This is a genomic window from Rhodococcus sp. A14, assembly GCF_011603105.1.
GTDB classification, from domain to species: domain Bacteria; phylum Actinomycetota; class Actinomycetes; order Mycobacteriales; family Mycobacteriaceae; genus Rhodococcus_F; species Rhodococcus_F opacus.
Genome location: NZ_JAAOQS010000058.1, coordinates 29,532 through 55,751 on the forward strand (window position 1 = coordinate 29,532; position 26,220 = coordinate 55,751).

Annotated in this window: 18 protein-coding genes and 1 pseudogene; 15 read left to right on the top strand and 4 right to left on the bottom strand. The window is 66.2% G+C overall.

Features of this window, described 5'->3' with window-relative positions; translation table 11 throughout:
• Positions 1 to 2: 2 nt before the first annotated feature.
• Positions 3 to 1,529, bottom strand: coding sequence for a permease (locus G9373_RS26485; protein ID WP_167117515.1), 1,527 nt, complete (start codon positions 1,527 to 1,529; stop codon positions 3 to 5).
• A 787-nt stretch (positions 1,530 to 2,316) separates the two neighbouring features.
• Here G9373_RS26485 and G9373_RS26490 point away from each other — a divergent pair.
• From G9373_RS26490 to G9373_RS26505, 4 genes are all read left to right on the top strand, one after another.
• Entirely contained in the window at positions 2,317 to 5,604 is a 3,288-nt protein-coding gene (locus G9373_RS26490) for a protein kinase (protein ID WP_167117518.1), read from the top strand.
• 154 nt (positions 5,605 to 5,758) lie between these two features.
• Positions 5,759 to 6,067: a hypothetical protein gene (locus G9373_RS26495; RefSeq protein WP_167117522.1), complete on the top strand. Its 309-nt coding sequence runs from the start codon at positions 5,759 to 5,761 to the stop codon at positions 6,065 to 6,067.
• Positions 6,068 to 6,190: 123 nt separating this feature from the next.
• Positions 6,191 to 7,378 carry an epoxide hydrolase gene (locus G9373_RS26500; protein ID WP_005257753.1) on the top strand — a complete coding sequence of 396 codons (1,188 nt, stop codon included), beginning with the start codon at positions 6,191 to 6,193 and terminating at the stop codon, positions 7,376 to 7,378.
• A gap of 218 nt (positions 7,379 to 7,596) precedes the next feature.
• Positions 7,597 to 10,836: a protein kinase gene (locus tag G9373_RS26505; RefSeq protein ID WP_167117526.1), complete on the top strand. Its 3,240-nt coding sequence runs from the start codon at positions 7,597 to 7,599 to the stop codon at positions 10,834 to 10,836.
• A gap of 49 nt (positions 10,837 to 10,885) precedes the next feature.
• Here the strand turns inward: G9373_RS26505 and G9373_RS26510 are convergent, their stop codons facing one another.
• A complete protein-coding gene (locus tag G9373_RS26510; protein WP_240960736.1) occupies positions 10,886 to 11,800 on the bottom strand; it encodes a LysR family transcriptional regulator in 915 nt (304 codons plus the stop codon).
• 137 nt (positions 11,801 to 11,937) lie between these two features.
• Here G9373_RS26510 and G9373_RS26515 point away from each other — a divergent pair, with 137 nt between their 5' ends.
• The 11 genes from G9373_RS26515 to G9373_RS26565 all read left to right on the top strand — a co-directional run bounded on the left by G9373_RS26515 (position 11,938) and on the right by G9373_RS26565 (position 25,232).
• A complete protein-coding gene (locus tag G9373_RS26515) occupies positions 11,938 to 13,137 on the top strand; it encodes an ATP-grasp domain-containing protein (protein ID WP_167117529.1) in 1,200 nt (399 codons plus the stop codon).
• Complete coding sequence (locus G9373_RS26520; protein WP_166680650.1) at positions 13,134 to 14,039, top strand: CoA-binding protein; 906 nt, start codon at positions 13,134 to 13,136, stop codon at positions 14,037 to 14,039. The genes G9373_RS26515 and G9373_RS26520 overlap by 4 nt, the downstream gene beginning before the upstream one ends.
• A gap of 30 nt (positions 14,040 to 14,069) precedes the next feature.
• The gene (locus G9373_RS26525) at positions 14,070 to 15,692 is read left to right on the top strand and encodes a carboxyl transferase domain-containing protein (RefSeq protein WP_167117532.1); all 1,623 of its coding nucleotides are present in this window, start codon (positions 14,070 to 14,072) and stop codon (positions 15,690 to 15,692) included.
• Positions 15,693 to 15,732: 40 nt separating this feature from the next.
• Complete coding sequence (locus tag G9373_RS26530; RefSeq protein WP_133985666.1) at positions 15,733 to 16,272, top strand: biotin/lipoyl-containing protein; 540 nt, start codon at positions 15,733 to 15,735, stop codon at positions 16,270 to 16,272.
• Positions 16,269 to 17,672, top strand: coding sequence for an acetyl-CoA carboxylase biotin carboxylase subunit (accC, locus tag G9373_RS26535; RefSeq protein WP_167117535.1), 1,404 nt, complete (start codon positions 16,269 to 16,271; stop codon positions 17,670 to 17,672). Before G9373_RS26530 ends, accC begins: the two co-directional genes overlap by 4 nt.
• Positions 17,669 to 19,099 carry a hypothetical protein gene (locus G9373_RS26540; protein WP_167117538.1) on the top strand — a complete coding sequence of 477 codons (1,431 nt, stop codon included), beginning with the start codon at positions 17,669 to 17,671 and terminating at the stop codon, positions 19,097 to 19,099. Before accC ends, G9373_RS26540 begins: the two co-directional genes overlap by 4 nt.
• 6 nt (positions 19,100 to 19,105) lie before the next feature.
• Positions 19,106 to 20,602 carry a pyruvate carboxylase gene (locus G9373_RS48255; protein WP_167117541.1) on the top strand — a complete coding sequence of 499 codons (1,497 nt, stop codon included), beginning with the start codon at positions 19,106 to 19,108 and terminating at the stop codon, positions 20,600 to 20,602.
• A complete protein-coding gene (locus G9373_RS26550) occupies positions 20,595 to 21,020 on the top strand; it encodes a Zn-ribbon domain-containing OB-fold protein (protein ID WP_133985662.1) in 426 nt (141 codons plus the stop codon). Before G9373_RS48255 ends, G9373_RS26550 begins: the two co-directional genes overlap by 8 nt.
• Complete coding sequence (locus G9373_RS26555) at positions 21,017 to 22,561, top strand: AMP-binding protein (protein WP_167117544.1); 1,545 nt, start codon at positions 21,017 to 21,019, stop codon at positions 22,559 to 22,561. Before G9373_RS26550 ends, G9373_RS26555 begins: the two co-directional genes overlap by 4 nt.
• Before the next feature lie 3 nt (positions 22,562 to 22,564).
• On the top strand, positions 22,565 to 23,737 hold the full coding sequence (locus G9373_RS26560; RefSeq protein WP_167117547.1) for a thiolase: 1,173 nt from the start codon (positions 22,565 to 22,567) through the stop codon (positions 23,735 to 23,737).
• Positions 23,738 to 23,828: 91 nt separating this feature from the next.
• On the top strand, positions 23,829 to 25,232 hold the full coding sequence (locus tag G9373_RS26565; RefSeq protein WP_240960737.1) for an MFS transporter: 1,404 nt from the start codon (positions 23,829 to 23,831) through the stop codon (positions 25,230 to 25,232).
• 422 nt (positions 25,233 to 25,654) lie between these two features.
• Here G9373_RS26565 and G9373_RS46690 read toward each other — a convergent pair.
• Both G9373_RS46690 and G9373_RS26575 read right to left on the bottom strand, forming a co-directional pair.
• Positions 25,655 to 25,843 (bottom strand): annotated as a pseudogene (locus tag G9373_RS46690) (long-chain fatty acid--CoA ligase); the annotation flags it as partial.
• A 96-nt stretch (positions 25,844 to 25,939) separates the two neighbouring features.
• Positions 25,940 to 26,220: lysylphosphatidylglycerol synthase domain-containing protein (locus tag G9373_RS26575; RefSeq protein ID WP_206032648.1), on the bottom strand; the 281-nt coding region annotated here is incomplete at its 5' end.

The following is a 26,220-nucleotide window of genomic DNA, read 5'->3' on the forward strand; positions in this document are numbered from 1 at the left end:
CGCTACCAGATGACGACGGCGGCTCCGGTAGCCAGCAGCAGTCCGGCCATCACCGGGACGACGAGATGGCGGACCAGTTCGGCAACCGGTATCCGGCAGAATCCGGCGACCACCACCAGCGACGACCAGATCACGAGAGTTCCCCCGCCCGTCCATGTGGCGCCGTTCTGGGCGATGGCAGCCAAGGTCGCGGTGTCCATTCCGGACTGCGGTGCCAGCGCGGCAGCCAATCCGCCGGTGAGGGGTAAGCCCGCCCACCCCGAACCGTCGAGACCGACCGCCATACCGATGAAGAGCATGCTGAGCGCGACGAAGACGCCGTTGTCGGGGATGTACGGCTGCACCCGTTCGACGGTGTCGAAGAGGAAGGCCGGACCGGTGGTGTCGTCGTCGAGTCCGAGAATGGCGCCCGAATAGTCGGGAATTCCGATGTACACGAAACCTGCGACGGGAAGGATGATGCCCATCGCCTTGAATGCGTACGACAGACCATCGATGAAGTGGGTGGCGCAGAATTCGAGCGCATCGGAGCGTCGTGAGGTGACGGTCACGAGGGCCGTCAGGATGATTGCCGTGCCTCCCACCAGAGACGCGCCCGCGCCGTCCTCCCAGGGGACGAGATCGGTGAAACGACCGACCAACATGTAGACCAGGACGGCGACGAACGCGGCAGGCACGCCGATCGCCCACGCACGGGTCAGAGTCGGGCGATCGGTGATTCTCGTTCCGTCGTCCTCGAACCCGGGCAGTTCCTCGTCGAGCACGTCCGTGGCGGTGGGTGAGACCGCGACTTCCGGGCTCGGCGCGAAACCGGCAGCCGGGCCGGCGGGTGTGCCACCGACACCGCCGGGGGGATGCCCGGTTCCACCGATCGGGTCGGTGCCCGGAACCCCGTCCGTACGCATCCTGCGGCGGACGGTCAGAAAGTAGGCGAGCACCGCCGCAGTGATACCGACGATCAATGAGATCACCAGGGCACGATCGGCGATGTCGTCGGCGGGAACGCCCGCGCCGCTCGCGGAAATCGACGGCGCAAGACCGATCACGTAGTCGGAGGCGATCGACATCCCCTGGCCGGAGATCGCGAGAACCACCGCAGCTCCGAGCGGTGGCAGACCCACCTTGATCGCGGCGGGAAGCAGGACCGCACCGATCAGGGCCAGTGCCGGGGTCGGCCAGAAGAACAGCGAGAGAAAATAGGTGAAGACGAACAGCACGATGTACGCGACGCGACCATTGACCATCCACCGACTGACGGGGCGGACCATCACCTCATCGGAACCGATCGCTCGCATCGCCGCGAGCATCGAGGTCACCGCCGCGATGACGATGAAGATCTCGAACAGCGCGGTGCCGGAAGTGATGGTGGCCCGGAACACCGACATGATGGCATTCGGGACGCTGCCGCTGTACGCAAGTGCCGTGGCAAATGTCGCGAGTACCGCGGGGATCATGACGTTCTTGCGTAGTGCCATGGCCACGATCAGAGAAGCAAGGCCGACTAAGAACACGATCTGCGCAGCGCCCACGTGCGACTCCTTGTATCGAACTACTTGCGGCGAGTACCTCGGAAGTGTGCGGGTGAGGACGGCCGAGTCATGACCGTTGTCGGGTCACGACGCGGGGCACCGCAGCCCGGTTGTCGCATGATCCTCGCCTTCCTTTGATGTGTCGTCAACGTCAAAGTGACTATGCGAGAGCCGATTCGATGTGCAAGGTGCGCAGAAAATGACAACCGCGTTTCGGCTTCGGCGGGTCGTGTGAACGATTACAGTATTCTGCGGCTTCGCGGGCCGAGAACGGCGCCGGAGACCTCGCGACTAACCGCACGTGCAGGCGCACGACGAGCCGCTCGTGTCCGAGGAAGAGGGGGGCGTCCCCGGACACGAGCGGCGGACGGTCTCCCGGCCGAGGGGGACCGGTCAGGGGACCTGGCTGCCACTCGGGGCCGTCGATCCCGGGGCAGCGTGGATGCGGGGTACCCGCCGACGTGCGGGGCTACTCGCTTCGGGCAGGAAAAGTTTCGCCCGCGTGACGACGCTGCCCGCGGCAGTCTGACCTGCGAAGATCATCCGTCACCCGGGCGATCCCGCCGGACGCGCCCGAGAGCGCACGGCGCCGGGAACGACTGGGCGGGTGTTTGGTTGTGCGTAACATCATCGTCCAGGGGCGCAACCAGAAAACACTCTGCCTACGTGGGTCGTAGGTCGGGCATCGGATGGGGGCCGTCGGCGATATCCTTGGGTATCTCCTCGAGAGGCCAGCGGTGGTGCACTTCTTCGACAGTGGCTCGGACCGGAAGAATCGATCCAGTCGATGACTGACATCGATCCCTTCGCGACGCAACGCGACGCGTCGGGTTCGGTCACGGCCGATCTGGCAGCCGCCGGATTCGAGGACGCACACGAGATCGGCCGCGGCGGTTTCGGCGTCGTCTACCGCTGCACCCAGGCGGCGCTCGACCGCACGGTGGCAATCAAGGTCCTCACCGCAGACCTCGACGAGCAGAACCGGGAACGATTCGTCCGCGAGCAGCGCGCGGCGGGCCGGCTGACCGGACACCCCAATGTCGTCAATGTCCTCCACGTCGGCGTCACCGACAACGGTCGGCCGTATATCGTCATGCCGTACCACGCCCAGGACTCCCTCGACGCGCGGATCCGCCGCCACGGCCCACTCCCACTGGATGAAGCCCTGCGACTCGGGGTGAAAATGGCCGGCGCCCTCGAGACTGCCCACCGCCTCGGGATCCTTCACCGCGACGTCAAGCCCGGGAACATCCTGCTCAGCGATTACGGCGAGCCAGCGCTGTCAGATTTCGGCATCGCCCGTATCGCCGGCGGATTCGAAACCACCGCCGGCGTCGTGACGGGTTCGCCGGCGTTCACCGCCCCCGAGGTGGTGACCGGCCAACCCCCGAGTGCTGCCGCCGACGTGTACGGCCTCGGTGCCACGTTGTTCGCTGCGATGACCGGTCACGCCGCCTTTGAACGCCGCAGCGGGGAGCAGGTGGTGGCCCAATTCCTGAGGATCGCCGCCGAGCCTGGTCCGGACCCACGGAAGCACGGTGTTCCCGAGGACGTCAGCGCGATCATCGAACGTGCCATGACCGGCACCCCGGAGGACCGCCCCTCCGCTACGGAACTTGGTCAGCAACTCCGAGCATCCCAACGTCTCCATGGGTTTCCCGTCGACGAGATGGCACTGCACGCCGAAGCGGGAGCCGTGCAGCCACAGGAGAACGTGAGGGTGCCGCCGCCTCACCAACTCGTCTCCCATGCACACGACTTCTTTCGCGAAGTGACAAGTTTCGTCGGACGCCGCAATGAAGTAGCCGCCGTCAAGGCGCGTCTGTCGGATTCTCGGATAGTGACCCTCACCGGATTTGGTGGGGTGGGGAAAACCCGGCTGGCATGCCGCGTCGCCTCGGAAGTGCGCAGAACCTACACCGACGGCGTCTGGTTTGTGGATCTCGCCGCGATCTCCACTCCAGAACTTGTCGTCAGCGCGATTACCGAGGCGCTCGACATCCGAGACGGAATGACTGCGGACGGTAGTCACTACCTGTTCGAATTCCTCGGTGGAAGACATGCACTGATCGTCTTGGACAACTGCGAGCACTTGATCGAGGCGAGCGGAAGCGTCGCGGCCGACATTGTTCGGCGGTCGGACCGTGTGGAGATCCTGGCAACCAGTCGGGAGCCTCTCGGTGTGCTGGGTGAGGCCGTGTTCGAGGTACCCCCCATGCCGGTCCCCGAGGAAGCTCAACTCGCCGACGGACAGAACGCCAAGAGCTTTCATTCCGAGGCGGTCGATCTTTTCGAGCAACGCGCTGCAGCCGTCGTCCCCGGATACACCCTCGACGATGAGAGCCGCCTGGAGGTTGCCCGCCTGTGCCAGCGGCTGGACGGCATCCCTTTGGCTATCGAACTCGCAGCGGTCCGGATCAGGTCCCTACCCCTCGACCGCGTCCTGTCGCGCGAGGGCGCACTCTTCGAAATTCTGACGCGAGGAAACCGCGGCGGACCGGTGCGGCATCAAACGCTGCGTGGCGCCATCGATTGGAGCTTCAATCTGTGCTCGCCGGAGGAACAAGTCCTGTGGGCGCGGCTGTCCGTCTTCGCGGGCGGATTCGATTTCGATGCGGTCGAGAGCGTGTGCACCGATCCGAACATCGTTTCGGACGCGTTTGACCTGATTTCCAGTCTTGTCGAAAAATCGGTCATTTCCACCGTTCAATCCGGATCCACAGTCCGATACAAACTGTTGGAAAGCATCAAGGACTACGCGGCCGAGAAACTTGCCGAGCAACGCGACGCGGACACGTGGCGCAGGAATCATCGAGACTATTTCCTGCATTTGGCCGAACTCAGCGAGAGCCAGTCACTGGGGTCAGGTCAGCTGGTATGGAACCGTCGTCTCCGGCACGAGCGGGCGAATCTGCGGGCGGCGCTGGAGTACTGCCTGTCCACCCCCGGCGAGGCGCGAACCGGTCTCCGGATGGCGGGTGCACTGTGGTTCTTCTGGAACGCGAGTGGCCTGCTGCGCGACGGGCGGTACTGGCTGACCCGAGCCTTGGAGACCGACCAGGATCCGAGCAGCGAGAGGGCGAAAGCGCTCTGGGTGATCGCGTGGAACGCCATGGTTCAGGGCGACAACCCGACCTCCAAGCAGTATTTGCTGGAATGCAGCGCCGTCGCGGAAGCGATCGGTGATCGAACCGCCCAGGCGTTTGCAGTTCAGTTCCGGGGCGCGGCGGAGATGCTCGGAAACGGAAATCTCGACGTCGCACTGGAGAACCTCACTGCCGGCATGGCACTTCACGCAGAGTCAGGGGAGGTCAATTCCCTGACACTGCTGGGCGGCGCTCAGCTCGCGTTAGTGCACTGCCTGTCCGGGAACCTGGAACAATCCCTTGCCTGGGCGGACGAAACCATCGCCTCAGGTAAGTCGCTGAGGGAGCACTTCTCGACGTCATGGGCGCTGTGGGCCCGCGGACTTGCCCTGTGGACCCAGCGCAAGTACCCGCAAGCTTCGGACTCGTTGAAAGAATCGCTCGAACTGAAGCAGTCACTGAGTGACTGGTTGGGTGTGAGTACATGCACCGAAATTCTGGCGTGGATCGCGATCGAGGAAGCAAACCCCGTCCGATCCGCCCGCCTGCTCGGTATCGGGCGCACCCTGTGCGGCGAGATGGGAAGCTCGCCACTTTTCGGAAACGACACGCTGATCCGCACACGGACTCGTTACGAACAACGCACCCGCCAGCTGCTGGGTGACTCTGCGTTCGAGAAAGAATTCCGGGCCGGTGAACGCCTCGAACACCTCGCGTCGATCGAATTCGCGCTGCAAAAGCGCACGTCCCAGCCCGCAGCGGCGGCCACTCCTGCAGCGAAGGTGAAACTCACACCTCGTGAGAAAGAAGTGGGAAAGCTGGTGGCCGAGGGACTGACGAACAAGGAGATCGCGGAAAGGTTGGTTATCTCGCCCCGTACCGCCGAAGGACATGTAGATCGCATCCTCACGAAGACCGGACACCGATCCCGCGCGCAGCTTGCCGCCTGGATCGCCCGCGAGGAGAGCATCGAGTCCCGAAATCCGTAGTTCGGGCAGTGCCCCCGCTGCGTTGGGTGCGGACCCGGGCTGAACTCAGCAAGGGCTTCGCTGGTCCCCGCGGGTACCTGCGTAGGAAATGCGGGTAGTGAAGCACGTAGATCTTCGCCGTCCCACTCGCCGCGCAATTGCGAGTCTTATCGGCATGAACAGCACACACCAACACCACACCAAGGCACACACCACCAGCACCTCCTGGAAGCGGTTCGCCACCGTCGCAGTCGCCGCCGCCGCACTCGCCATCATCCCCGCCGGCGTCGCGGCCGCATCCACCAGCACACCGGCGCCCATCCCCCTTTCCGCCGTCGCCAGCCACGACATCCCCCGCGATCACGACAACACCATGCAGCAGCGCCGGCACGACCGTCAACGCGACCAGAGGCAGGACCGCCGCGCCGAAATCACCATCGGCAACGAGATCCTCGACGGCTGGGAAAGCAGCACCCTGAGGTAGACGGTCGCACCGTCGAACGCTCCCCTGAGGGCCGAACCAACGTCATCGCTCCCCGGCCCGTCAGAGGCGCCAATCCAACGAAAACCCTTCTCGACCAACAACCAACACAGCAAGGAAACGTACATGTCTTTCACAACCGACGTCACCATCCGGCCGTTCACAGTCCAGTTCCCCGACTCCGAACTCGAGGCACTGCGTGCGCGCATCGAGACCACCCGGTGGCCCGAAACGGAAACCGTCGCAGATCATTCGCAGGGCACACCGCTCGCGACGAGCAAGGCACTGGCGCAGTACTGGGCCTCGGAATACGACTGGCGCAAGGTTGAGGCGAAGCTGAATGCTCTGCCGCAGTACATCACTGAGATCGACGGGTTGGACATCCATTTCATTCACGTCCGCTCGAAGCACGAGGATGCGTTGCCGCTCATCGTCACACATGGGTGGCCCGGTTCGATCGTCGAGCAGCTGAAGATCATCGACCCCCTGACCAATCCCACCGCCCATGGTGGTGACGCGTCGGATGCTTTCCATCTGGTGATTCCGTCGATGCCCGGCTACGGCTTCTCGGGCAAGCCCACGACGACCGGCTGGGGCCCCGACCGCATCGCACGTGCCTGGGTGGAGCTGATGAAGCGCCTCGGGTACAACCGGTACGTGGCACAAGGCGGGGACTGGGGTGCAATCGTGACAGAGGCGATGGCGGTGCAGGCACCGCCGGAACTGCTCGGCATCCACACCAACATGGCCAAGGTGGTTCCACCCGAGATCGACCAGGCGCTCCTCACCGGGCATCCCGTGCCCGCCGATCTGTCCGACGACGAACAGGCTGCGTGCGACCAGCTGGCATTCTTCTATCAGCACATCGGCTACGCCGTGGAGATGGGATCGCGGCCGGAGACACTGATCGGATTGGCGGATTCGCCCGTCGGTCTGGCCGCCTTCATGATCGACCACGACCCGGCGAGTTTGGCGCTGATCTCGCGGGTCTTCGCGGGACAGCCCGAAGGCCTGACGCGAGACGATGTACTCGACAACATCACCCTGTTCTGGCTGACGAACACGGCGTTGTCAGCGGCTCGTCTCTACTGGGAGAACAAGGCCCCGTTCTTCGCCGCCGGTAGCGTCTCCATCCCGGTTGCCGTGAGTGTCTTTCCCGACGAGCTCTATCAGGCACCGCGCAGTTGGGCAGAGAAGGCCTACCCCAACCTCATCCACTTCAACAAGCTCGACAAGGGCGGGCACTTCGCCGCCTGGGAGCAGCCCCAGCATTTGGTAAACGAGGTCCGCGCGGGCTTGCGGTCGCTTCGATAACGACCGTGACGTGTGCGCCAGCGCACGAGGTGAGAGCGAACCGGGTGGCTCATTCCGAGCCACCCGGTTCGCCTTCGGCTGTCCAGCCAACCCCGTGTTCACCATTCTCGTCGACTTCGCAGCGGTGCGGCGCGGCGATATCCTGGGGTACATCGTCGAGAGGTGAGCAGTGTGGCATTCGTCGGCAGTGCCTCGAGCGGGATGAATCGATGTAGTCGATGACGGACGTCGATCCGTTCGCGACGCAACGCGCGGTGTCCGGTTCGGTCACGGCGGAGTTGGCGGCGGCCGGATTCGAGGATGCCCAGGAGATCGGCCGCGGCGGTTTCGGCGTCGTGTACCGGTGCACGCAGGCTGCGCTCGACCGCACCGTGGCGGTCAAGGTCCTCACCGCAGACCTCGACGAGGAGAACCGGGCACGGTTCCTGCGTGAGCAGCGTGCGGCCGGCCGGCTGACCGGTCACCCCAATATCGTCAATGTTCTCCACGCCGATGTCACCGGCAACGGCCGGCCCTTCATCGTGATGCCGTACCACGCTGAGGGGTCGCTCGACGAGCGGATCCGGCGTCACGGACCGCTCCCGCTGGACGAAGCGTTGCGACTCGGGGTGAAGATGGCCGGCGCGCTGGCGGCCGCGCACCGCCTCGGGATCCTGCACCGCGACGTCAAGCCCGGGAACATCCTGATCACCGACTACGGCGAGCCTGCGCTGACGGATTTCGGCATCGCTCACATCGCCGGTGGGTTCGAAACCACGGCCGGCGTCGTGACGGGTTCGCCGGCGTTCACCGCCCCCGAGGTGGTCGCCGGTGAGTCCCCGAGTCCGGCCGCCGATGTGTACGGCCTCGGCGCCACCCTGTTCGCTGCTTTCACCGGTCATGCGGCGTTCGAACGGCGAAGCGGTGAGCAATTGGTGGCACAGTTCCTGAGGATCACGTCCGAGCCGGTTCCGAACCCGCGCGAACACGGCATTTCCGAGGGGGTCAGCGCTGTCATCGAACGTGCCATGTCCTCCGAGGCCGGCGCTCGCCCCTCCGCTGTGGAACTGGGTCGGCAACTGCGCGAGTCCCAACTGCATCACGGCTTCCCGGTCGACGAGATGGCAATGCACACCGAACCGGCCGCGGTGCAGGGCGGAGCGTCAGTCCGGCCGTCGTGGTCACCGGCGGATTCGGGCCGAACGGGTGGACTTCCGCTGGAGCTGACCAGTTTCGTCGACCGCCGCACGGAACTGGCCCAGGCGACGAACTTGTTGTCGACGTCGCGGCTGGTGACGTTGACCGGAATCGGCGGGGTGGGAAAGACCCGGCTTGCTCTACGCGCAGCCGCCAAGGCACAACGAAACTTCTCCGACGGTGTGACGCTGGTGGAACTGGCTGAGTTGCTGGATGATTCGCTGTTTTCGGGGGTCGTGGCGGCCGCACTGGGGTTGCGCGACCAGTCTGCCCGACCTTCACACGAGGTGCTCGTCGAGTTCCTTACCCGGCGTGAAGTGTTGCTCGTGCTGGACAACTGCGAGCAGGTGGTGGCCGCGGCCGCGAAACTTGCCGAGATCCTGCTCCGCGTGTGCCCTCGGCTGCGAATTCTCGCGACGAGTCGCGAACCGCTCGGAATCGGCGGGGAAACAGCGCTTCTGATTCCCCCGCTGCCCGTCCCTGATCCCGACCACCTGCCGAAAGGACTGCCCCGCAACGATGCGGTCACTCTCTTCGCGGAACGCGGCGCCGCCGTAGCCCCGGGATTCGAGCTGACCGAGGAGAACAAGGTCACCATCGCCCGAATCTGTCAGCGGCTGGACGGGCTGCCGCTACCGATCGAACTGGCGGCGGCCCGGCTTCGCGCGATGACGCCCGACCAGATCCTGCAGCGCCTCACCGACCGCTACCTGCTGCTCACTCGCGGCAGCAGGGACGCGCCCTCGCGGCAGCAGACGTTGCGGATGTGCATCGACTGGAGCTATGACCTGTGCACTCCTGCGGAACAACGGATGTGGGCGCAGCTCTCGGTGTTCGCGGGCAGTTTCGAACTCGAGGCCGCGGAACAGGTCTGCGATGGTGACGACGTAGACGACCTCCTCGACACCGTGACGTTCCTCGTCGACAAGTCGATCCTGACGAGAGAAGAGTCGGGTTCCGCGGTGCGGTTCCGAATGCTCGAGACCGTCCGCGCCTACGGGCGGGAAAAGGCGCGGGAGAGCGGCGACTACATCGCGCTTCGCCGTCGGCACCGCGACTGGTGTGAGTGGCTGGCGGTCGAGGCGGAAACCGAATGGATCAGTTCCCGGCAGCTCGCGTTGATCTCCAGACTGGGTCGGGAACAACCGAATATCCGCGAGGCGCTGGATTTCTGCGTGTCCGACAGTCCCGCAACGGGACTGCGGATCGCTGCCGCACTGTACCCGTTCTGGCTTTCCAGGGGATTGCTCAGCGAGGGTCGGCGATGGCTCGGTCGCCTCCTGGCTCGACAACCGGCCGAGCCTACCGGCGATCGGGTCAAGGCGCTCTACGCCGCCAGTGTGCTGGCCGGAGTGCAGGGCGACATTCCCGTGTCGGACGCGCTCGCGAAGGAAGCGCAGGCGGTCGCCGCTCAGACAACCGACCCGCTGGTGCGTGCGCACGCCGACCACGCGTTCGGATACGCGGCACTGTTCGCGGGGCGCCTTCCCGACGCCCGCGTACATCTCGAGAAGGCCGTCCGAGGGTTCACTGCACGCAACGACCTTTACGAGGTGGCTGCAGTCGTGGGTCTCGGCATGACGCACGACCTCGTGAACGACACGGAGCGAGCCATCGAATGTCATGAGCGCGTCCTCGCGATCACCGAGGCGCAGGGCGAATCGGTGTATCGGTCGTATTCGCTGTGGGCGCTGGCCGTCGCGGTGTGGCGGCTCGGGGAGAGAGCACGAGCGGTCCAGCTCCTCGGGCAGGCGCTTCAGGTCGAGCGTCGGGTGAACGATCGACTCAATGCCAGTGTGTGTCTGCAGGCACTCGCATGGATAGCCGCCGAGGAACAGGACATGGAACGCGCGGTCGTATTGCTGGGCGCCGCAGACGAGTTCACCCGGTCGGTGGGCAGTTCGACGGTGTTGGTGCCCGGCCTGAGCGTGTACCAGGACGAGTGCGAACGCCGGACCCGAGAGGCGATGAGTGAGCAGGCCTTCACCGCGGCCCGCAGAAGGGGCACGGCGCTCGGTTTCGACGCAGCCGTCGCCTACGCGCTGGGCGAGCAGATTTCGCCCTCTCCGACGTCCGCCGGTCCGTCGCCTGCACCGACGAAGCGGGAGCGTGAGGTTGCCACCCTCATCGCCGAGGGGCTGACCAACAAGGAGATCGCCGCTCGGCTGGTGATCTCGCCCCGCACCGCACAGGGGCACGTGGAACATCTCCTGACGAAGCTGGGATTCAATTCACGCGCGCAGATCGCGGCGTGGGTCGTGGAATCGCAGGGCGAAGGGTGAGATCAGGGCGAGAAGCGACTGCATGATCCCCTGGCGATGGCGCGATCAGTTACCTGGTGATCAGGTGGTCGCGTGACCAGTCCGCGCTGACCTCGCGTAAAGCCTGGATGAGCTTGCGCACGGCCGGTGCCGGCTGAGTGTCCGCCCGCCTGATCATGCAGACGGTCAGCTGAGGCGGATCCCAATCCGTTGCAGGAGTGACCACTTCGTCGGCGCAGTGGTCGCGGAGCGTGTGCCGGGGAAGCATGGCGATACCTACGCGCGCCGCGACCATGAGCAGGCTCGTGTGCGGGTTCGTCGTCTCGTAGACGATGTCCTGGGCCGGCGGTGCGAACGCGGTGTCCACCAACTCACGCAGGGCGAAACCGTGCGCAGACACCACCCAGGACTGGCCTGCGAGGTCCTGAATTCCCACTGTCGACTTGCCGGCCAGAGGATGTCGCCGGGACACGCACAGCACGACCTCGTCGGAGATCAGGTCGGTTGCGGTGAGGCTTGCGTCGGAGGCCGGGTCGTTGGCCCTCACGACGAGTCCGAGGTCGAGTTCGCCGTTCGTCACGCTGTCGCGCACACCCTGGGAGCCCGATTCCCACACCGAGAAGCGCACGTTGGGGAACGAGTTCCGGTAGAGCGGAACCACTCTCGGTAGCAGTATCTGGCTGGCCGTCGTGACGGCACCCAGGCGCACGCTGCCGCTGCGCAGTCCGTTGATCAGCGCCGCCTCCTCGCGGAGCGCGCGATCGGCCTGCAACACCTGTCGAATGTGCGGTAGCAGAATCCGGGCCTCCGCGCTGGGTAGAACCCCGTTGGCGCGACGGATCAAGAGGACGACATTGAGGTCCTCCTCGAGGCGCCGGATCTGCTGGCTGAGAGTCGGCTGCCCGATGCCCACCTCCTGAGCGGCCTTGCGCAGCGAACCGAGGCGGATCGCGGCCTCCAGATAGCGCATCTGCTCCGACCTCATGCCGCGACCCTAGACCCGAGTGATCGATGATGGCAATCGCCCCGGTTGCTTGCGCTCACTTCCGTGAATCAGTTACCCGGATCACACTGGGAAACGAATCGAGAGGCCCGGGGAGGGCCCCAAACGAAGGAGACGCGATGCCCCGCGCCACTGAGAGCGCCGCAATGCCATGGCTGCGCAGGGTCGGCCTTGCGACGCCCGAGTTGGTCGTCGTGACGCATGAGCACGAACTTCTGCCGGACGGGCCGGCGTTCGGCCCGCAGTGGGTCGTGAAGCCGGACATCGCCGGCAGCGGCAAGGGCCTCGCCGGCCTCGTGCACATCTGCAGGTCCCGGGACGAGCTGTCCTCCGCCGTCACCGCTACTCTTCGGAGCGGTGCGCCCGCGGTGGTGGAGGAATTCGTCGAGGGCGAGGAGTGCTACCTCTCCATCGCCCTGGACGAGACGACTCGTGGTGCTGTCGTGCGCGCCGCCGCCACCGGTGGAGTCGGATTCGATGCGCACCAGGCGGCTGCCGTGACGGTCGGCCTGGCGGAAGGCCCCGACGACCACGCGGTCGCCGACCTGTTCGACCGGGCCGCCGTGTCGGACCCTCGGTTGCGCAGTGCGATCGGTGATGCGCTGCAGGTTCTCTGGACCGCCTTCTGCAGTGCGGAGGCCGTCCTCGTCGAGGTCAACCCGTTCCGCTGGGACGGTCAGCGACTGGTCGCCGTCGGTGTGGCGGTCGAATTCGACCCCCACGGTCATCCCGACGCACAGGCACTCCGCCCGTCGGCACTGGTGGATGCCGACCCCGTCGTGGACCGCGCACCCACCCCACGCGAACTGGCAGTCCGCGAGGCCGACGCCGCCGAACCGAATAGGGCGGGCATCAAGTTCTTCGAGTTGGACGGCGACGTCGCCTGCATGATCACCGGCGGCGGTGCGGGGCTTCTCGCCCTGGACTACCTGACCGACCTCGGTATCCGTCCCGCCTGCTACCTCGACGCGTCGCCGGGTGCCGGTAGCGCGAAGCTGCAGACACTGTTCAGTTCGGCGCTCTCCGTCCCCGGGCTTCGCGGGGTGCTGTTCGGCGGCGCCGTGCTGAGTCTCGCCGATGCCCGCGACGTGGCGGTCGAGTTCGCTGCTGCCGCGGATCGGGCCGGATTCGACTCCACACGGGTGCCGACCGTCGTCCGGCTGGCCGGCCCACACGAAGCGGAGGCGCACGCCGTCCTCCGTCGGCGTCTGCCCGGGGCTCTAGTCCTGGATCGCGCGGCCTCACTCGAAGACGCATGCGACCTACTGCTGACCGCGATGGAGCAGTCGCCGCAGGAACTGGAAGGACTCGTCCGATGATTCGTGAGCTTCTCGAAGCCCGTTCAGGTCTTCTCGTGCAGGGCATCACGGGCAGGCAGGGGCAGCTGGAAACGCGGTGGATGCTCGATTCCGGTGTCGACGTGGCCGCCGGTGTCACCCCCGGCAAGGGGGGTTCCGCGGTGCTCGGCGTGCCGGTCTTCGACACCGTCGCCGAGGCCGTGGCGGCGACAGACTCCCGGGTCGCGATGAGCTACGCGCCGCCGCACGCCGCCGCCGATGCGGTAGCCGAGGCCGCACAGGCGGGCATCGAACTGATCGTGGTCAGCTCGGAGAACATCCCTCAGCATCGCTGGCTCCGGGCACTCGCGGTCGCGCGAGAGCACCACTGCCACGTCATCGGCCCGAACTCCCAAGGTGTCGTCGTCCCCGGCGTGGGCCGAATCGGCTGCCCCGGCGGTAACGAACCGTGGCAGCGATTCGCGCCCGGCTCGGTGGGCATCGTCTCCCGCAGCGGCGGCATGGCCTCCGAACTGGCGATGCTGATGCGCAACTGGGGATGGGGAACCAGCGTGCAGATGTCCATCGGCGGCACGCCCGCGGTCGGAACGACCCTCACCGAAGGCGTCGAACTCGCCGCGAGTGACCCGAACACCCGCGCTGTGGTGGTGTTCGGCGAACCGTCCGGCGGCCAGGAAATCGACCTGGCAGTCGCGGTGGCAGACGGACGAATCGACGTGCCGGTCATCGCGATGGTGGCCGGGCGTGCCGCAGATTCCCTCCCGACGACGCTGCCGTTCGGGCACGCGCCGCGCAGCGCCGACGGAGCCACCGTGCAGGAAAAGTGTGCAGCGCTCGCCGATGCAGGCGTCCTCGTGGCCCGCTCCACCCACCACGTGCGCGCCCACCTCGCGGACGTACTGCCGGCCGCTGCGCTTCGCTGACCGCCATCCCAGACAGAAGGAAATCTCGTCATGACCCAGATCGAATCCGGAGCGGCGGCCCCGGTCCTGACCGTCGGCACCAGCGCAGCGGACAGCACCGGCCGGCCGTGGTTCGAAGCGGAGATCGCCAAGCGCCGTGAGTTCGCTCTGGCGATGGGCGGCCCGGACAAGATCGAGCGCCAACACGCGCGCGGCCGACTGACGGCGCGCGAACGCATCGAACGGCTCGTCGACGAAGGATCGTGGCGCGAGATCGGCATGATGACCGGATCGGCCCGCTACGACGAACGCGGGCAGCTGATCTCGGTCGAACCGTCGAATGTCGTGTGCGGGCAGGCGGAGATCGACGGTCGGGACGTCATCGTCGTCGCCGAGGACTTCACCGTCCGAGGGGGATCGTCGGAAGCGACCAACCCCGAAAAATGGCAGTACGTAGAGCGTTTGGCATTGACGTACCGGTGGCCGGTGATCCGGCTGGTCGAGACCGCCGGCGGTAGCGTCAACCTCCTCGAGCAGATGTCCGCCACCAAGATTCCGGGATACCCGCACTGGCCGATGGTGGAGTTGCTGGCCACAGTTCCCGTCGTCGGCGTCGCGCTCGGCGCGGCCGCAGGCCTCGGCGCGGTCCGGGTGTGCGCGAGTCACCTGTCGATCATGACCGCCGAGGGTTCCTACCTGTTCGCGGGTGGACCGGCAGTCGTGAAGAAGGCGGTGGGCGAAGACGTCACCAACGCCGAGCTCGGCGGCGCGGGTGTGCATGCGCGTGCATCGGGTGTCGTCGACAACGAGGCGGCCGACGAATTCGAGGCACTCGACGACGTCGTCCGATTCCTGTCGTACCTTCCGTCGAGCGTTCACGAGCTCCCTCCGGTGAGGGCCTGCGCCGATCCGGTGGATCGTCGTGACGAGGCCCTGTCCACGACGATCCCGGAAATCAAGCAGTATTCGTACGACATGCGCAAGTTGCTGGCCTCGGTCTTCGACGACGGCAGCCTGTTCGAGATCGGACGGTATTTCGGACAGTCTCAGATCACGATGCTCGCCCGTCTCGACGGTCACACCGTGGCGGTCCTCGCGAACGATCCCATGTGGCTCGGCGGATCGTTGACCGTCGATTCCGCGGAGAAGATCACCAGGTTCGTCGACATGGCCGACACGTTCCACCTGCCGGTGGTGAACCTGATCGACCAGCCCGGGACGTTTGTCGGCCGCGACGCCGAGCAGAAGGGCACCCTCCGCAAGGGCATCAGGACGGCCATGGCCCTCGAGCAGGCTCGCGTCCCCTGGCTCTCGCTGTTCGTGCGTCGGGCCTACGGGCTGGCAGGCGCCGCCTACGGGCCGATAGGTGGTGGCAGCATCAACCGGCGCCTCGCCTGGCCGACGGCGCACTGGGGATCGATCCCCATCGAGGGCGGCGTCGAGGCCGCCTACCGGCGCACCCTGGCCGAAAGTGATGACCCGGACGCGCTCCGTGCCGAACTCTACGCGCGGTTCCAACCCGTGGAGAACCCGTTCCGAACTGCGGAAAGGTTCGGAATCCAGGACGTCATCGACCCCCGCGACACCCGTCCGATGCTGTGCGAATGGGTACGTCAGGCCTACCGAATCCTGCCCGCACAGCTCGGCACGACCGCACGCACCATGCGGGCCTGACCGACACCTCATCGCGAACGCCACTTACGAGGAGCAGACCATGAATCTCCAACACGCAGACGTCCGACGCATCCTTGAACTACTCGACACCGCAGAGTATCTCGATTCGCTGGACCTCCGGATCGGCGACGTCGTACTGCAGGCGCGTAAGCCGGGGGCCGCGTCGATGAGTGCACTGCCCGTCGAAGCCCTCGCACCGACGACCGCCACCGCCACCGCGGCCCCGGCCCCGGCCCCGGCGCCAGCCGTGACGCCGCCGCACGCACCGGCCGCTACCCCGGTCGCCGTGAGCAGCCCGGCACTCGCCGAAGTCCCGGATCGGATGATCGCCATCCGGGCACCCATGCCGGGCACGTTCTTCCGCACACCGGCACCGACTCAGCCGCCGTTCGTGGAAGAGGGTCAGCAGATCGAGGCATCCGCGACACTCTGCCTGATCGAGGTGATGAAAATGTTCAACTCGGTCGCGGCGCCGGCAGCGGGCCGGGTTCATTCGATCCTCGTCGAGCACGGTCAGGCAGTCGAGCACGAGCAGATCCTGATGATCGTCGATCCCACCGAGGCGGAGGCCGGAGCATGACCGGCGACATCCCAGTCGTGCGGCACGACATCCGGAGAGTGTTCGTCGCCAATCGCGGCGAGATCGCGGTCCGTATCATCCAGGCGTGCCGTCGGCTCGGCATCGAGACCGTGGTCGGGGTCTCCGACGCGGATGTCGACAGCCTGGCCGCGCGGATGGCCGACGAGGTCGTCGTCCTCGGCCCGCCGCAGCCGGCCCACAGCTACCTTCGCGCGGACCTGCTGATCCGGGCGGCGAAGCGGACCCGTTGTGACGCGGTCCATCCCGGCTACGGGTTCCTGTCCGAACGAGCGTCGTTCGCCCGTGCCTGCGGTGACGCCGGCCTGATCTTCATCGGCCCGACACCGGAGTCGATCGACAGCATGGGCGACAAGATCACGGCGGTGGGCCTGGCATCGGAGGCCGGGGTTCCCTGCGTGCCCGGCTCGGGGGCAGTGTCCGATCCGAACGAGGCTCTGGCGATTGCCACGGAGATCGGGTTTCCGGTGCTGATCAAGGCGACCGCGGGCGGCGGGGGCCGCGGCATGCGGGTCGTGGGGTCGGCGGCGGAACTCCCGGAACTGTTCAGGTCCGCGTCGTCGGAGGCCCAATCGGCGTTCGGTGATCCCACCCTGTACGTCGAGAAGTTCATCGAACGCGCACGGCACATCGAGATCCAGGTCATCGGCGATCAGTTCGGCAACGTCGTACACCTCGGTGAGCGAGAGTGTTCGACGCAGCGGCGGCATCAGAAGCTGATCGAGGAGGCACCCTCGCCTGTACTCGGGGAGAGCGAACGGGAAGCGATGGGCGAGAGCGCAGTCCGCCTCGCCCGGAACGTGGACTACGTCGGTGCGGGCACCGTCGAGTTCGTGGTCGACGACCGCGACAACAGCTACTACTTCCTGGAAATGAACACCCGCATCCAGGTCGAGCATCCCGTCACCGAAATGATCAGCGGGCGCGATCTGGTGGCCGAGCAGATTCGTATCGCATCCGGGCTGCCGTTGTCCTTCACGCAGGACGAGGTGGTCCTGGACGGGCATGCGATCGAGTGCCGCATCAACGCCGAAGACCCCGATCGCGGCTTCTTCCCCAGTCCGGGGTTGGTCGAGGAGTGGGGACCACCGAGCGGGCCGGGCGTTCGCGTCGATACGCACTGTTACTCGGGATATACGGTCTCGCCGTACTACGACTCACTTCTCGCGAAGATTATCGTGCACGCCCCCACCCGAGCCGAGGCGATCGAGAAGATGAGTACTGCATTGTCCGAGTTGACGGTTGACGGTCCGACGACCACCGCGCCGTTCCACCACTCGGTGCTCGCTCACCCCGACTTCGCCGCGGGAGCGGTCACCACCAGATGGGTCGAGGACACCTTCCTTCGCCAGTCCCTCACCGAGGCGGGAGCATCGGCATGAGCAACCATCAGATCACCTTCACCGACACCAGCCTGACCGACGGCCAGGCCGCGGTATGGGCGGGTGCACTGGACAATCGGATGCTCCTCGCCCCCGCCGCCGCGCTGTCGTCCAGCGGCCTCGCTGCGGTCGAGGTGCTGAGCCCGGCGGTGCTCGACGAATGCCTGGCCCGCGACGAACACCCGCTGCAGCGGGTGGAACTCGCCCATCGGCACTGCGGCCCCGTTCCGTTGCGGGCCACCGTCAACCTGCTGACCGGGCATGGGCGGCCGGGTGCCGACGTCCTCGGACCCACGGCGATCGACGGCTGGCTGACGGCACTGGCAGCAGCGGGCCTGCGGCAGGTGGTCCTGCTGGATCCGCTGCTGGACCTGGTCCGCCTCAAGACCGCTCTGGAATCTGCCACCACGGCGGGACTGACCGCCATTGCCGCGCTTCCCTATACAGCCGACGACGGCCTGTCCGACGAAACCTATGCGGAGCGCGCGGCATCGCTCGTCGCTGCCGGCGCCGACCGGGTCATGCTGCGAGACGAGAGCGGAGTCCTGACACCGGACCGGGCGCACGCCCTCATCCCGGCACTGGTGTCGGCGCTCGGTGACACTCCCCTCGACCTCCACACTCGGTGCCACACCGCACTCGGGACCGTCGTCGCCCTCGAGGCCGGCCGGCTCGGCGTCCGCGGCATCGACACCGCACTGCCCTCGGTCGCCAACGGGCCCTCCCTTCCGTCGCTGCCGTCCCTGATCCGCGTCCTGCGACGCGACGACGTTCAGGGTCTGCCCAACCTCGACGCTCTGCTGTCCGCCGATGCGATCCTCGCCGGGATCGCCGATCAGGAAGGCTTTCCCGCGGCAACCCCGTGGCCATTCGATCTGGCGACGTACGTCCATCAGCTGCCGGGCGAGGTGGCGGCCGACGTCCGGAGCGCCCTGCGTGAGCGCGGACGGTGGGCCGACCTGCACGCGTTTGCCGGCGAATGCGCGGCAGTGCGGAGCGAGATGGGCTCGCCGCCGATGGTGGCCCCCTTCGCCCGGGCGATCGCCGAGCAGGCGATGTGCCACTTCGGTGGGGAGCAGAGGTACGAGACCCTCCGGCCGGTTCTGCGGAGGCTGCTGCGGGGCGTGTACGGCACGGTGGACGGTGACCAACGCGTCGACCTCCAGGCGCGGGTCGGCTCGGTGCTGACGTCCGAACTCGACTCCCCAACGGCCGAAGCGGATCTCGCGGCCGATGAGGACGTTCTGCTCGCGTGGATCGCGGGAGTCACGGTCGCGACCGTCCCGCGGAGAGTGGACGTGCAGCCCTACGAAGCAGTGACACCCTACGAAAGCCTCACCCGTGGATTGCTCGAGCGGGCCGGTCGCTACGCCACGCTGACCGTGTCCGCGCCCGGTCTCCGCATCCATCTGCAACAGGAAGGGTGAATCACCGTGCTCACCAACCTTCGTCACCTCGTCGAGGCCGAATTCGCCCGGACGGGTCGGCGCCGGACGATCGCCCTTACCGACGGCACGCTCCGGGACGCACACCAGTGCCTGTGGGCGACCCGAATGCGCACCGAACACATGCTGCCCATCGCGAGCAGGATCGCCGACGCGGGCTTCGGTGCCGTCGAGGCCATCGCGATGGTCGGCTTCGACGCGGGAGTTCTGTTCCTGAATCAGGATCCGTTCGAACGGGTGCGGCTGCTCGCTGACCGGATCTCGACGGCTCCGCTACGTGCGGCCGTCCGCAGCAACCTGCTTCACGGCTTCTACCCGCAACCGGACGACATCAACGAGCTGTTCGTCGAGCGGATGTTCGTCAACGGCATCCGTGACTTCGCGGTTCTCGACTCCCTGCACTCGTGGGACAACGTGGCACCCGGGATCCGCATCGCGAAGCGGCTCGGCGCGAAGGTCACGATTGCTCTCGTGTTCAACCTCGCACCGGGCTACGACGACGACTTCTACGTCCGGCAGGCACGGGAGGTCATCGACCGGTTCGGCGTGGACACGATTTCTCTTGCCGACGCGGGCGGCAGCCTGACCGTCGAACGCACCCGGACGCTGGTACCGGCGCTGCGGGCGGCGATCGGCGACACCCGGCTGGAGTTGAACACGCACTGTTTGACCGGGATGGGTCCGCAGGTCGCGCTCGAAGCGGCCGTGTATGGGGCGGATCAAATCCTGACCGCCGTCGATCCGCTGGCCAACGGCAACTCGTTGCCGTCGGCTCAGGTGATGGCCCGGGATCTGCGTGCCCTGGGGTTCGACGTCGACGTCGACGACCGATCACTCGACGAGGTCGGCGAGTATCTGGGCAAGCTCGCCGCGCAACTGGGCTACCCCGTCGGAGTCCCCGCGGAGTACGACCCCGCCAATTACCAGACGCAATACGCCGGTGGCGCCATGACGAATCTCGAGGCACAGCTGAAGGCCGCGGGAATTGCCGACAGACTGCCGGCGGTGATCGAGGAGATCGGCCGGGTCCGTGAGGAATTGGGTTCCCCGGTCATGGCTACACCGTTCCCCGCCATCGTCGCTGCACAGGCCGTCATGAACGTCCTGAACCCCGATCGGTACGCCGTGGTTCCGGACGAAGTGAAGAAGTACGTGTGCGGATACTTCGGTGCGCTGCCGCTGCCCGTCGACGACAACGTCAAGGACCTTGTGATGAACAACGGGTCGCGCGACATCTCCGAGACACCACCACACCTCGACCCGATCCTGCCGGAACTGCGCAGGCGGTACGGACACCTGTCGCCGGACGAGATGATCCTGCGGTACATGTACGGCGACCAGAAGATCGACGCACTCGTCCCGGTCGAGGACACCTTCTCCGTCCAGCAGTCGATCGTGGAGCTGGTGGCCGGACTCGAACGGATGCGGAGCAAGCACAACGTGCGCCTGGTGGCCCCCGGAGTCGAGCTGCGGGCCAATGGCTGACACCCCGGTACGCCCGGAACCGCGGCCCACCGCCGAGACCGCGGGGTACTGGGATGCGGCCCGGCAGGAACGCCTGGTGGTGCAACGTTGCGAGCAGTGCGGACGTCACCAGTTCTACCCCCGCGCCTTCTGCACCGCCTGCCTCTCCGAGAACCTCGAATGGGTGGAGTCGGCGGGAGCAGGGAGCATATACACCTTCACGGTCTGCCGCGTTCCGGCCAATCCGTCGATGGCGGACAAGGTTCCCTATGCCGTGGCCGTCATCGAACTCGACGAGGGTGTGCGCGTGCTGACCAACATCGTGGACTGCCCGATCGATCGCATCCGCGTCGGTGCCCGCGTCGAAGTGCGCTTCGAACGGATCAGCGCTGAAACAGTCCTTCCCCAATTCACTCTGACAGAGGCGGACAACCGATGATCACCGACTACTTCGACGCGGGTGCCGCCCGGTACCCGGACCGAACGTTCCTCCAGTCCGACACCTTGCGACTCAGCTACCGGGACGTCGTGGACGCGTCACACGCAATTGCGCACGGACTGACCCGGGAAGGGCTGGCCAGCAGCAGGATCGGAATTCTGTCCCCCAACCATCCCGACGGCTTCGTCGCGATGCTCGGCATCCTGCGCGCGGGCGCCACCTATGTCCCCCTCAACGCCCGCGATCAGATCGAGGACCTGATCTGGTTCATGCGATTCACGAAGATGTCGGCATTGGTGTACCACGAGCAGTACCTCCCCCACATCGACCGGATCCGGTCCGAAGTACCCACGCTCACCGCCTGCATCGCGTTCGGCGAGCACACCGCGCCCGGGCTCAGCACCGAGGCCTGGAAGCGAGAGCACAGCGGACAGACCTGCACCACCCGACGAGACCTCGACGACATTGCCCTCATCAAGTCGTCCGGCGGCACCACCGGCCGCCCGAAGGCCATCATGCAGAGCCACCGCTGTCTGCTCGCCGCCTACCGGATCGCCAACCAGTTCACCGTACCCGCGAAGGATCCGGTGCACCTGGTGGTTGCACCGCTGACCCACGCTGCGGGCGCGACGGCAATGGGGCTGTCGGCATTCGGCACCCGCAACGTGATCGCGCCGTCGACCGATCCCGCGACGGTCCTCGAACTGATCGAACGAGAGCGCGTCACACACCTGTTCCTACCGCCGACGATGATCTACCGGATCCTGGCGCACCCCGACGTGCACACACGCGATTGTTCCTCACTCGAGTACGTCATCTACGGCGCCGCACCCATGTCCGTCGACAAACTCGAAGAAGGACTGAAGCTGTGGGGTCAGGTCTTCGTCCAGTTCTACGGTCAGTCCGAGGCGCCGGGGGTGATCACGTGCCTGTCTCGTCAGGATCATTACCTCGGTGACGATTCCGCGGGTGCACAACACCTCGCGTCGGCAGGCCGGCCGACCGGGGCCTGCGAGGTGGCGCTGATGGACGAGGGCGGCAACTTCGTCCCGGCCGGTGAACGCGGGGAAATCGTCGTCCGAGGTGAGCTGGTCTGTCCCGGGTACCTCGACAATCCCGAGGCCAACGCCGAAGCCCACCGCTTCGGCTGGCACCACACCGGAGACATCGGGGTCTTCGACGAGAGCGGATACCTCTCTGTCGTCGACCGGACGAAAGACGTAGTGATCTCCGGCGGTTTCAACATCTACCCCAGCGAGATCGAGCAACTGATCTGGTCACATCCCGCCGTGCAGGATTGTGCTGTCGTCGGTGTGCCCGACGAGGACTGGGGTGAGCGGCTCACCGCCGTGATCGAACTGAAGTCGCAGTCCGAGGCGACCGCCGAGAACATAATGGAGATGTGCCGCAACCGGTTCGGCAGCATGAAGACGCCGAAACAGGTCGAGTTCTGGGAGTCGTTGCCGCGCAGCGCGGTCGGCAAGGTCCTCAAGAAGGACGTCCGCGCCAAGATCATCGCCGCACACCTGCGGGCGGACTGAGAGATGGCGGACAACAGAGCGCTGGCGGGGCGGTACGCCATCGTCGGGGTCGGCGAGGCCGGTCTGGGCAAGGCGCCTGCCGGTGCCACGGCGCTGTCGCTGCAATGCCGGGCCGCCCGCCTGGCGATGCTCGAGGCCGGACTCGGCCCCGCCGACATCGACGGGGTCTTCGCGCACTGGGACGACCGCGCGAACGCACTGCTCGTGGCGGAGTACCTGAACATTCACCCGCGGTACGTCGACAACACGGTGGTCGGCGGCCAGTCCAACATCACCCACCTGGTCCACGCGATGGCGGCGATCGAGGCAGGCCTGTGCGAGGTCGCCCTCGTCAGCTACGGCAGCACACAGCATCTGGACAAGAGCCGCGCGCGGGGTGGCGTCGCCCAGGACGCGCGCTCACCGATGGGCCAGTTCGCGACGCCGTACGGAATGCTCAATCCTGTCGGGTACTACGCCATGCTGGCCCAGCTGTACGCGAACCGGTTCGGCTGCATGCCAGAGCAGCTCGGGGAGGTGGCCGTCGCCGCTCGCCGGTGGGCGCAGCTCAATCCGAATGCGGCACGTCGGGAACCTCTGACCATGGATGACTATCTCGCGTCACCGGTCATCGCCGACCCACTCCGCAAGCTCGACATCTGCCAGATCAACGACGGCGCCGGTGCCATGATTCTGACGAGCGCGGGGCGTGCCGCCGATCTGGCGCAGAAGCCGGTGTCGATTCGGGGTTTCGGTGACACCTACCGACATCACATGACCCCGCTCGGCACCGAGGACTGGCTCGACAACGGAGTGCTACGCGAGATCGCCGACGACGCACTGGCAATGGCGCGGGTCGATCGGCACGACATCGACGTCGTCCAGATCTACGATGCCTTCACCATCAACGTGCTCGTCGCGCTCGAGGGGCTCGGGTTCTGTGAACCAGGTGGTGCAGGCACATTCGTCGGTGGCGGGCGAATAGCTCCCGGCGGGACATTTCCGCTGAACACCTCCGGTGGAGGGCTCTCCTTCAATCATTCCGGTCAGTTCGGAATGCAGCTGATGATCGAGGCCGTCCGTCAGCTGCGCGGCGAATGCGCCGCACGCCAGGTCCCGGATGCGCGTACCTGTCTCGTACAGGCCGGAGGAATGGTCATGTCCGCGTACATGGTGATGATCCTCGGCACCGACTGACCCATCTCTGAATCCACGTCCAGGTCCGCGTCTTTCGACCGGTGCCGGTCGCGGACTTCGTCGACCCCGAATACACCCAAGGAGGTTCGTCATGGACAAAACCACTGCGGCGCCAGATGTCATGGTGACTGCCAACCTGCTGTCGCGCCTCGACCGGCTGCCGATGACCAGGACAGCTCTGCTGACCACTATTCTCGTGACCGTCATCTGGGTCGCCGAAGGATTCGAAACCGGGGTCATCGGCCCGATCCTGCTGCTCGTCACGGAGCCCTGGGGCCTGACGGCTCAGGGAACCGCCCAGCTCGGGATCGCGTCCACCGGCGGCATCATCGTGGGCGCAGCCCTCGCCGGACGCATCATCGACCGGTACGGCCGTAAAAGCGTTCTGCTCTGGGGTGTTTCGCTGTTCTCGCTGTTCGCGGCGCTGTGTGCGGTTTCGGCGGACGTGGGGTGGATCATGGCGATGCGGGTTCTCGGTGGACTCGCATTGGGTGCGGTCTTTCCCATTCCGTACCTTATGCTCTCCGAACTGCTCGGTACCCGATCCCGCGCCCGAATGATCGCGGCGGCGTCCGCGGTGCTCGCACTGAGCTATCTGGTTCCGCAGGCGGCGGCGCTCGTCATGGTCGGTCACCTTCCGGTCGATCTGGCCTGGCGCATCCTGTTCCTCCTCGGTGGCCTCCCGATCCTCGCGGTGCCGCTGATCTATCGGAATCTGCCCGAAAGCCCTCGGTGGCTGCTGCTGAAGGGTCGCGCAGACGAGGCGCGGGCACTGGTCGAGCAGTTGGAACGCGAGGCCGGGTACAACCACGAGAATGAGCTCGTGCACCCCGAGGTCGCCGCCGTCGTGCGCGCCGAGTACGAGTCCGGCGCCGAACGAGGAAGCGGGACAAAGGATCTGTTTCGCAGACCGTTGCTCGGCAGATTCGTGCTGTGCCTGCTGATCTGCGCCGGTGCAAGCGCGGGCGCCTATGTGCTCTTGGTCTACGCCTCGGTCATGTACGCGGATATGGGGATGACAACCCAGGGAGCGTTGGTGACCACCATCGGAATCATCATTGCCGGCGCAGTGGGGGCGATCGCGGTGGGACAGTTCGCCGACAGGCTCGGCCGCAAGAAGACTTTTCTTCTCTACAGCGTCGGCGCCATCTTCGGATTCAGCGCGCTCGGACTGTCTCAGAACATCGCTCTCGCTGTCGCGTGCGGGTTTGTCAGCGCGTTCTTCTGCACGGGTTTGGTTCCCTTCACCAAACTGTTCACGTCCGAGCAATTCCCCACCCATGCGAGGGGAACCGCCGCGGGATTCGTGGAATCCGCGAGCAGGTGCTTCGGCGGAGTCCTCGTCGTCGCGTCGATCCCTTTCATCCAGACGAAGCTGGGGACGAGTGCACCGTTCTGGCTCATCTGCGCGATCTTCCTTGTGTGCCTCGGACCCGTCATGCTCTGCGCTCGTGAAACCCGTGGCATGAGCATCGACCAAGCAGGGGCGGCTTGAGCGTCAACCTTGTTTCGACGTAGGAGTTCAGGTCGGCCCGACACGGGCATTCCGCACCACTGGTGGTGACAGAATGGCGACTACGGGTGATCCGAGTCGACGGGAGAGGTCGTGGACGGAATGGTCGGCGCTCCTCGGCGACGCAGGCGAGCGGCCTGGATTGCCGTGGCCGCGATGCTCCCGTGGCGGTGTGCGGGCAGTCACGGAGTGATTCCGCCGTCCACGACGCCCCGTTGGGAAAACCCACGGTGAGTGTCGGGAAGGGACCACTCTCGATGTGACGGTGGACCCGTCCACGGGTATCGCCTACGTCACCAGCCCGTCACCCGACCAGCCACACCGCGTACGTCGTTTTCGCCCCGTGCGGTCAGGTCCACTCCCGAACCGACAATTGTTTCGGTCCGTCGACTCGGCGCAAGTCGAGTGGAAGGTGAGATGGGCGCGCCGCCGCAAGAGAGGGTCCTGACCGAGGGGAAGTGGGCCGCGCTGACACCCGGCACGTCTGAGAGGGCGTTGAACACTGTGATCGAGCCGATCGTGTAGGTCACCCGGTGCTCCACGAACGTGTCCAGTGCGACGGCTGCGTCGAACCGATTCGCTCAGACGAGCAATATCTCGAGCGGCTAGGTCCGCGCCGTCAGTGAAACGACTGCTGGATCATTGCAATGCCACCGAGGTCCGGTCGTGCGCTCGCCGCGCGAGACCTCCTACTTCCGGCGGCGCCACAGTGGTGCGGGGTCCGGGCCCTCCTCGCCCTGCTGCTGCGCACCCCGGAAGCGTGCCGCGAAGACGATCCAGCCGATGGTGGCCATGAGCAGGAAGCTGACCAGGCGGTAGACGACGATCGCGGACACCGCCTCGGCGCCGGTCATTCCGCTGGCGGTCAGTGCGGGGACGAGCACGGCGTCCATGACACCGAGCCCGGCGGGCAGGAGTGGGATGGCCGAACGGGCGGCGTTGCCCGCCGCGTACGCGACGGCCAGTCCGG

What these genes read in the sequence shown, in the direction of transcription:
- G9373_RS26530 (WP_133985666.1), top strand. Translation starts at nt 15,733, where the DNA reads ATGAATCTCCAACACGCAGACGTCCGACGCATCCTTGAACTACTCGAC.
- G9373_RS26555 (WP_167117544.1), top strand. Translation starts at nt 21,017, where the DNA reads ATGATCACCGACTACTTCGACGCGGGTGCCGCCCGGTACCCGGACCGA.
- G9373_RS26520 (WP_166680650.1), top strand. Translation starts at nt 13,134, where the DNA reads ATGATTCGTGAGCTTCTCGAAGCCCGTTCAGGTCTTCTCGTGCAGGGC.
- accC (WP_167117535.1), top strand. Translation starts at nt 16,269, where the DNA reads ATGACCGGCGACATCCCAGTCGTGCGGCACGACATCCGGAGAGTGTTC.
- G9373_RS26510 (WP_240960736.1), bottom strand. Translation starts at nt 11,800, where the DNA reads ATGAGGTCGGAGCAGATGCGCTATCTGGAGGCCGCGATCCGCCTCGGT.
- G9373_RS26540 (WP_167117538.1), top strand. Translation starts at nt 17,669, where the DNA reads ATGAGCAACCATCAGATCACCTTCACCGACACCAGCCTGACCGACGGC.
- G9373_RS26560 (WP_167117547.1), top strand. Translation starts at nt 22,565, where the DNA reads ATGGCGGACAACAGAGCGCTGGCGGGGCGGTACGCCATCGTCGGGGTC.
- G9373_RS26550 (WP_133985662.1), top strand. Translation starts at nt 20,595, where the DNA reads ATGGCTGACACCCCGGTACGCCCGGAACCGCGGCCCACCGCCGAGACC.
- G9373_RS26565 (WP_240960737.1), top strand. Translation starts at nt 23,829, where the DNA reads ATGGACAAAACCACTGCGGCGCCAGATGTCATGGTGACTGCCAACCTG.
- G9373_RS26515 (WP_167117529.1), top strand. Translation starts at nt 11,938, where the DNA reads ATGCCCCGCGCCACTGAGAGCGCCGCAATGCCATGGCTGCGCAGGGTC.
- G9373_RS26500 (WP_005257753.1), top strand. Translation starts at nt 6,191, where the DNA reads ATGTCTTTCACAACCGACGTCACCATCCGGCCGTTCACAGTCCAGTTC.
- G9373_RS26490 (WP_167117518.1), top strand. Translation starts at nt 2,317, where the DNA reads ATGACTGACATCGATCCCTTCGCGACGCAACGCGACGCGTCGGGTTCG.
- G9373_RS26505 (WP_167117526.1), top strand. Translation starts at nt 7,597, where the DNA reads ATGACGGACGTCGATCCGTTCGCGACGCAACGCGCGGTGTCCGGTTCG.
- G9373_RS26525 (WP_167117532.1), top strand. Translation starts at nt 14,070, where the DNA reads ATGACCCAGATCGAATCCGGAGCGGCGGCCCCGGTCCTGACCGTCGGC.
- G9373_RS26495 (WP_167117522.1), top strand. Translation starts at nt 5,759, where the DNA reads ATGAACAGCACACACCAACACCACACCAAGGCACACACCACCAGCACC.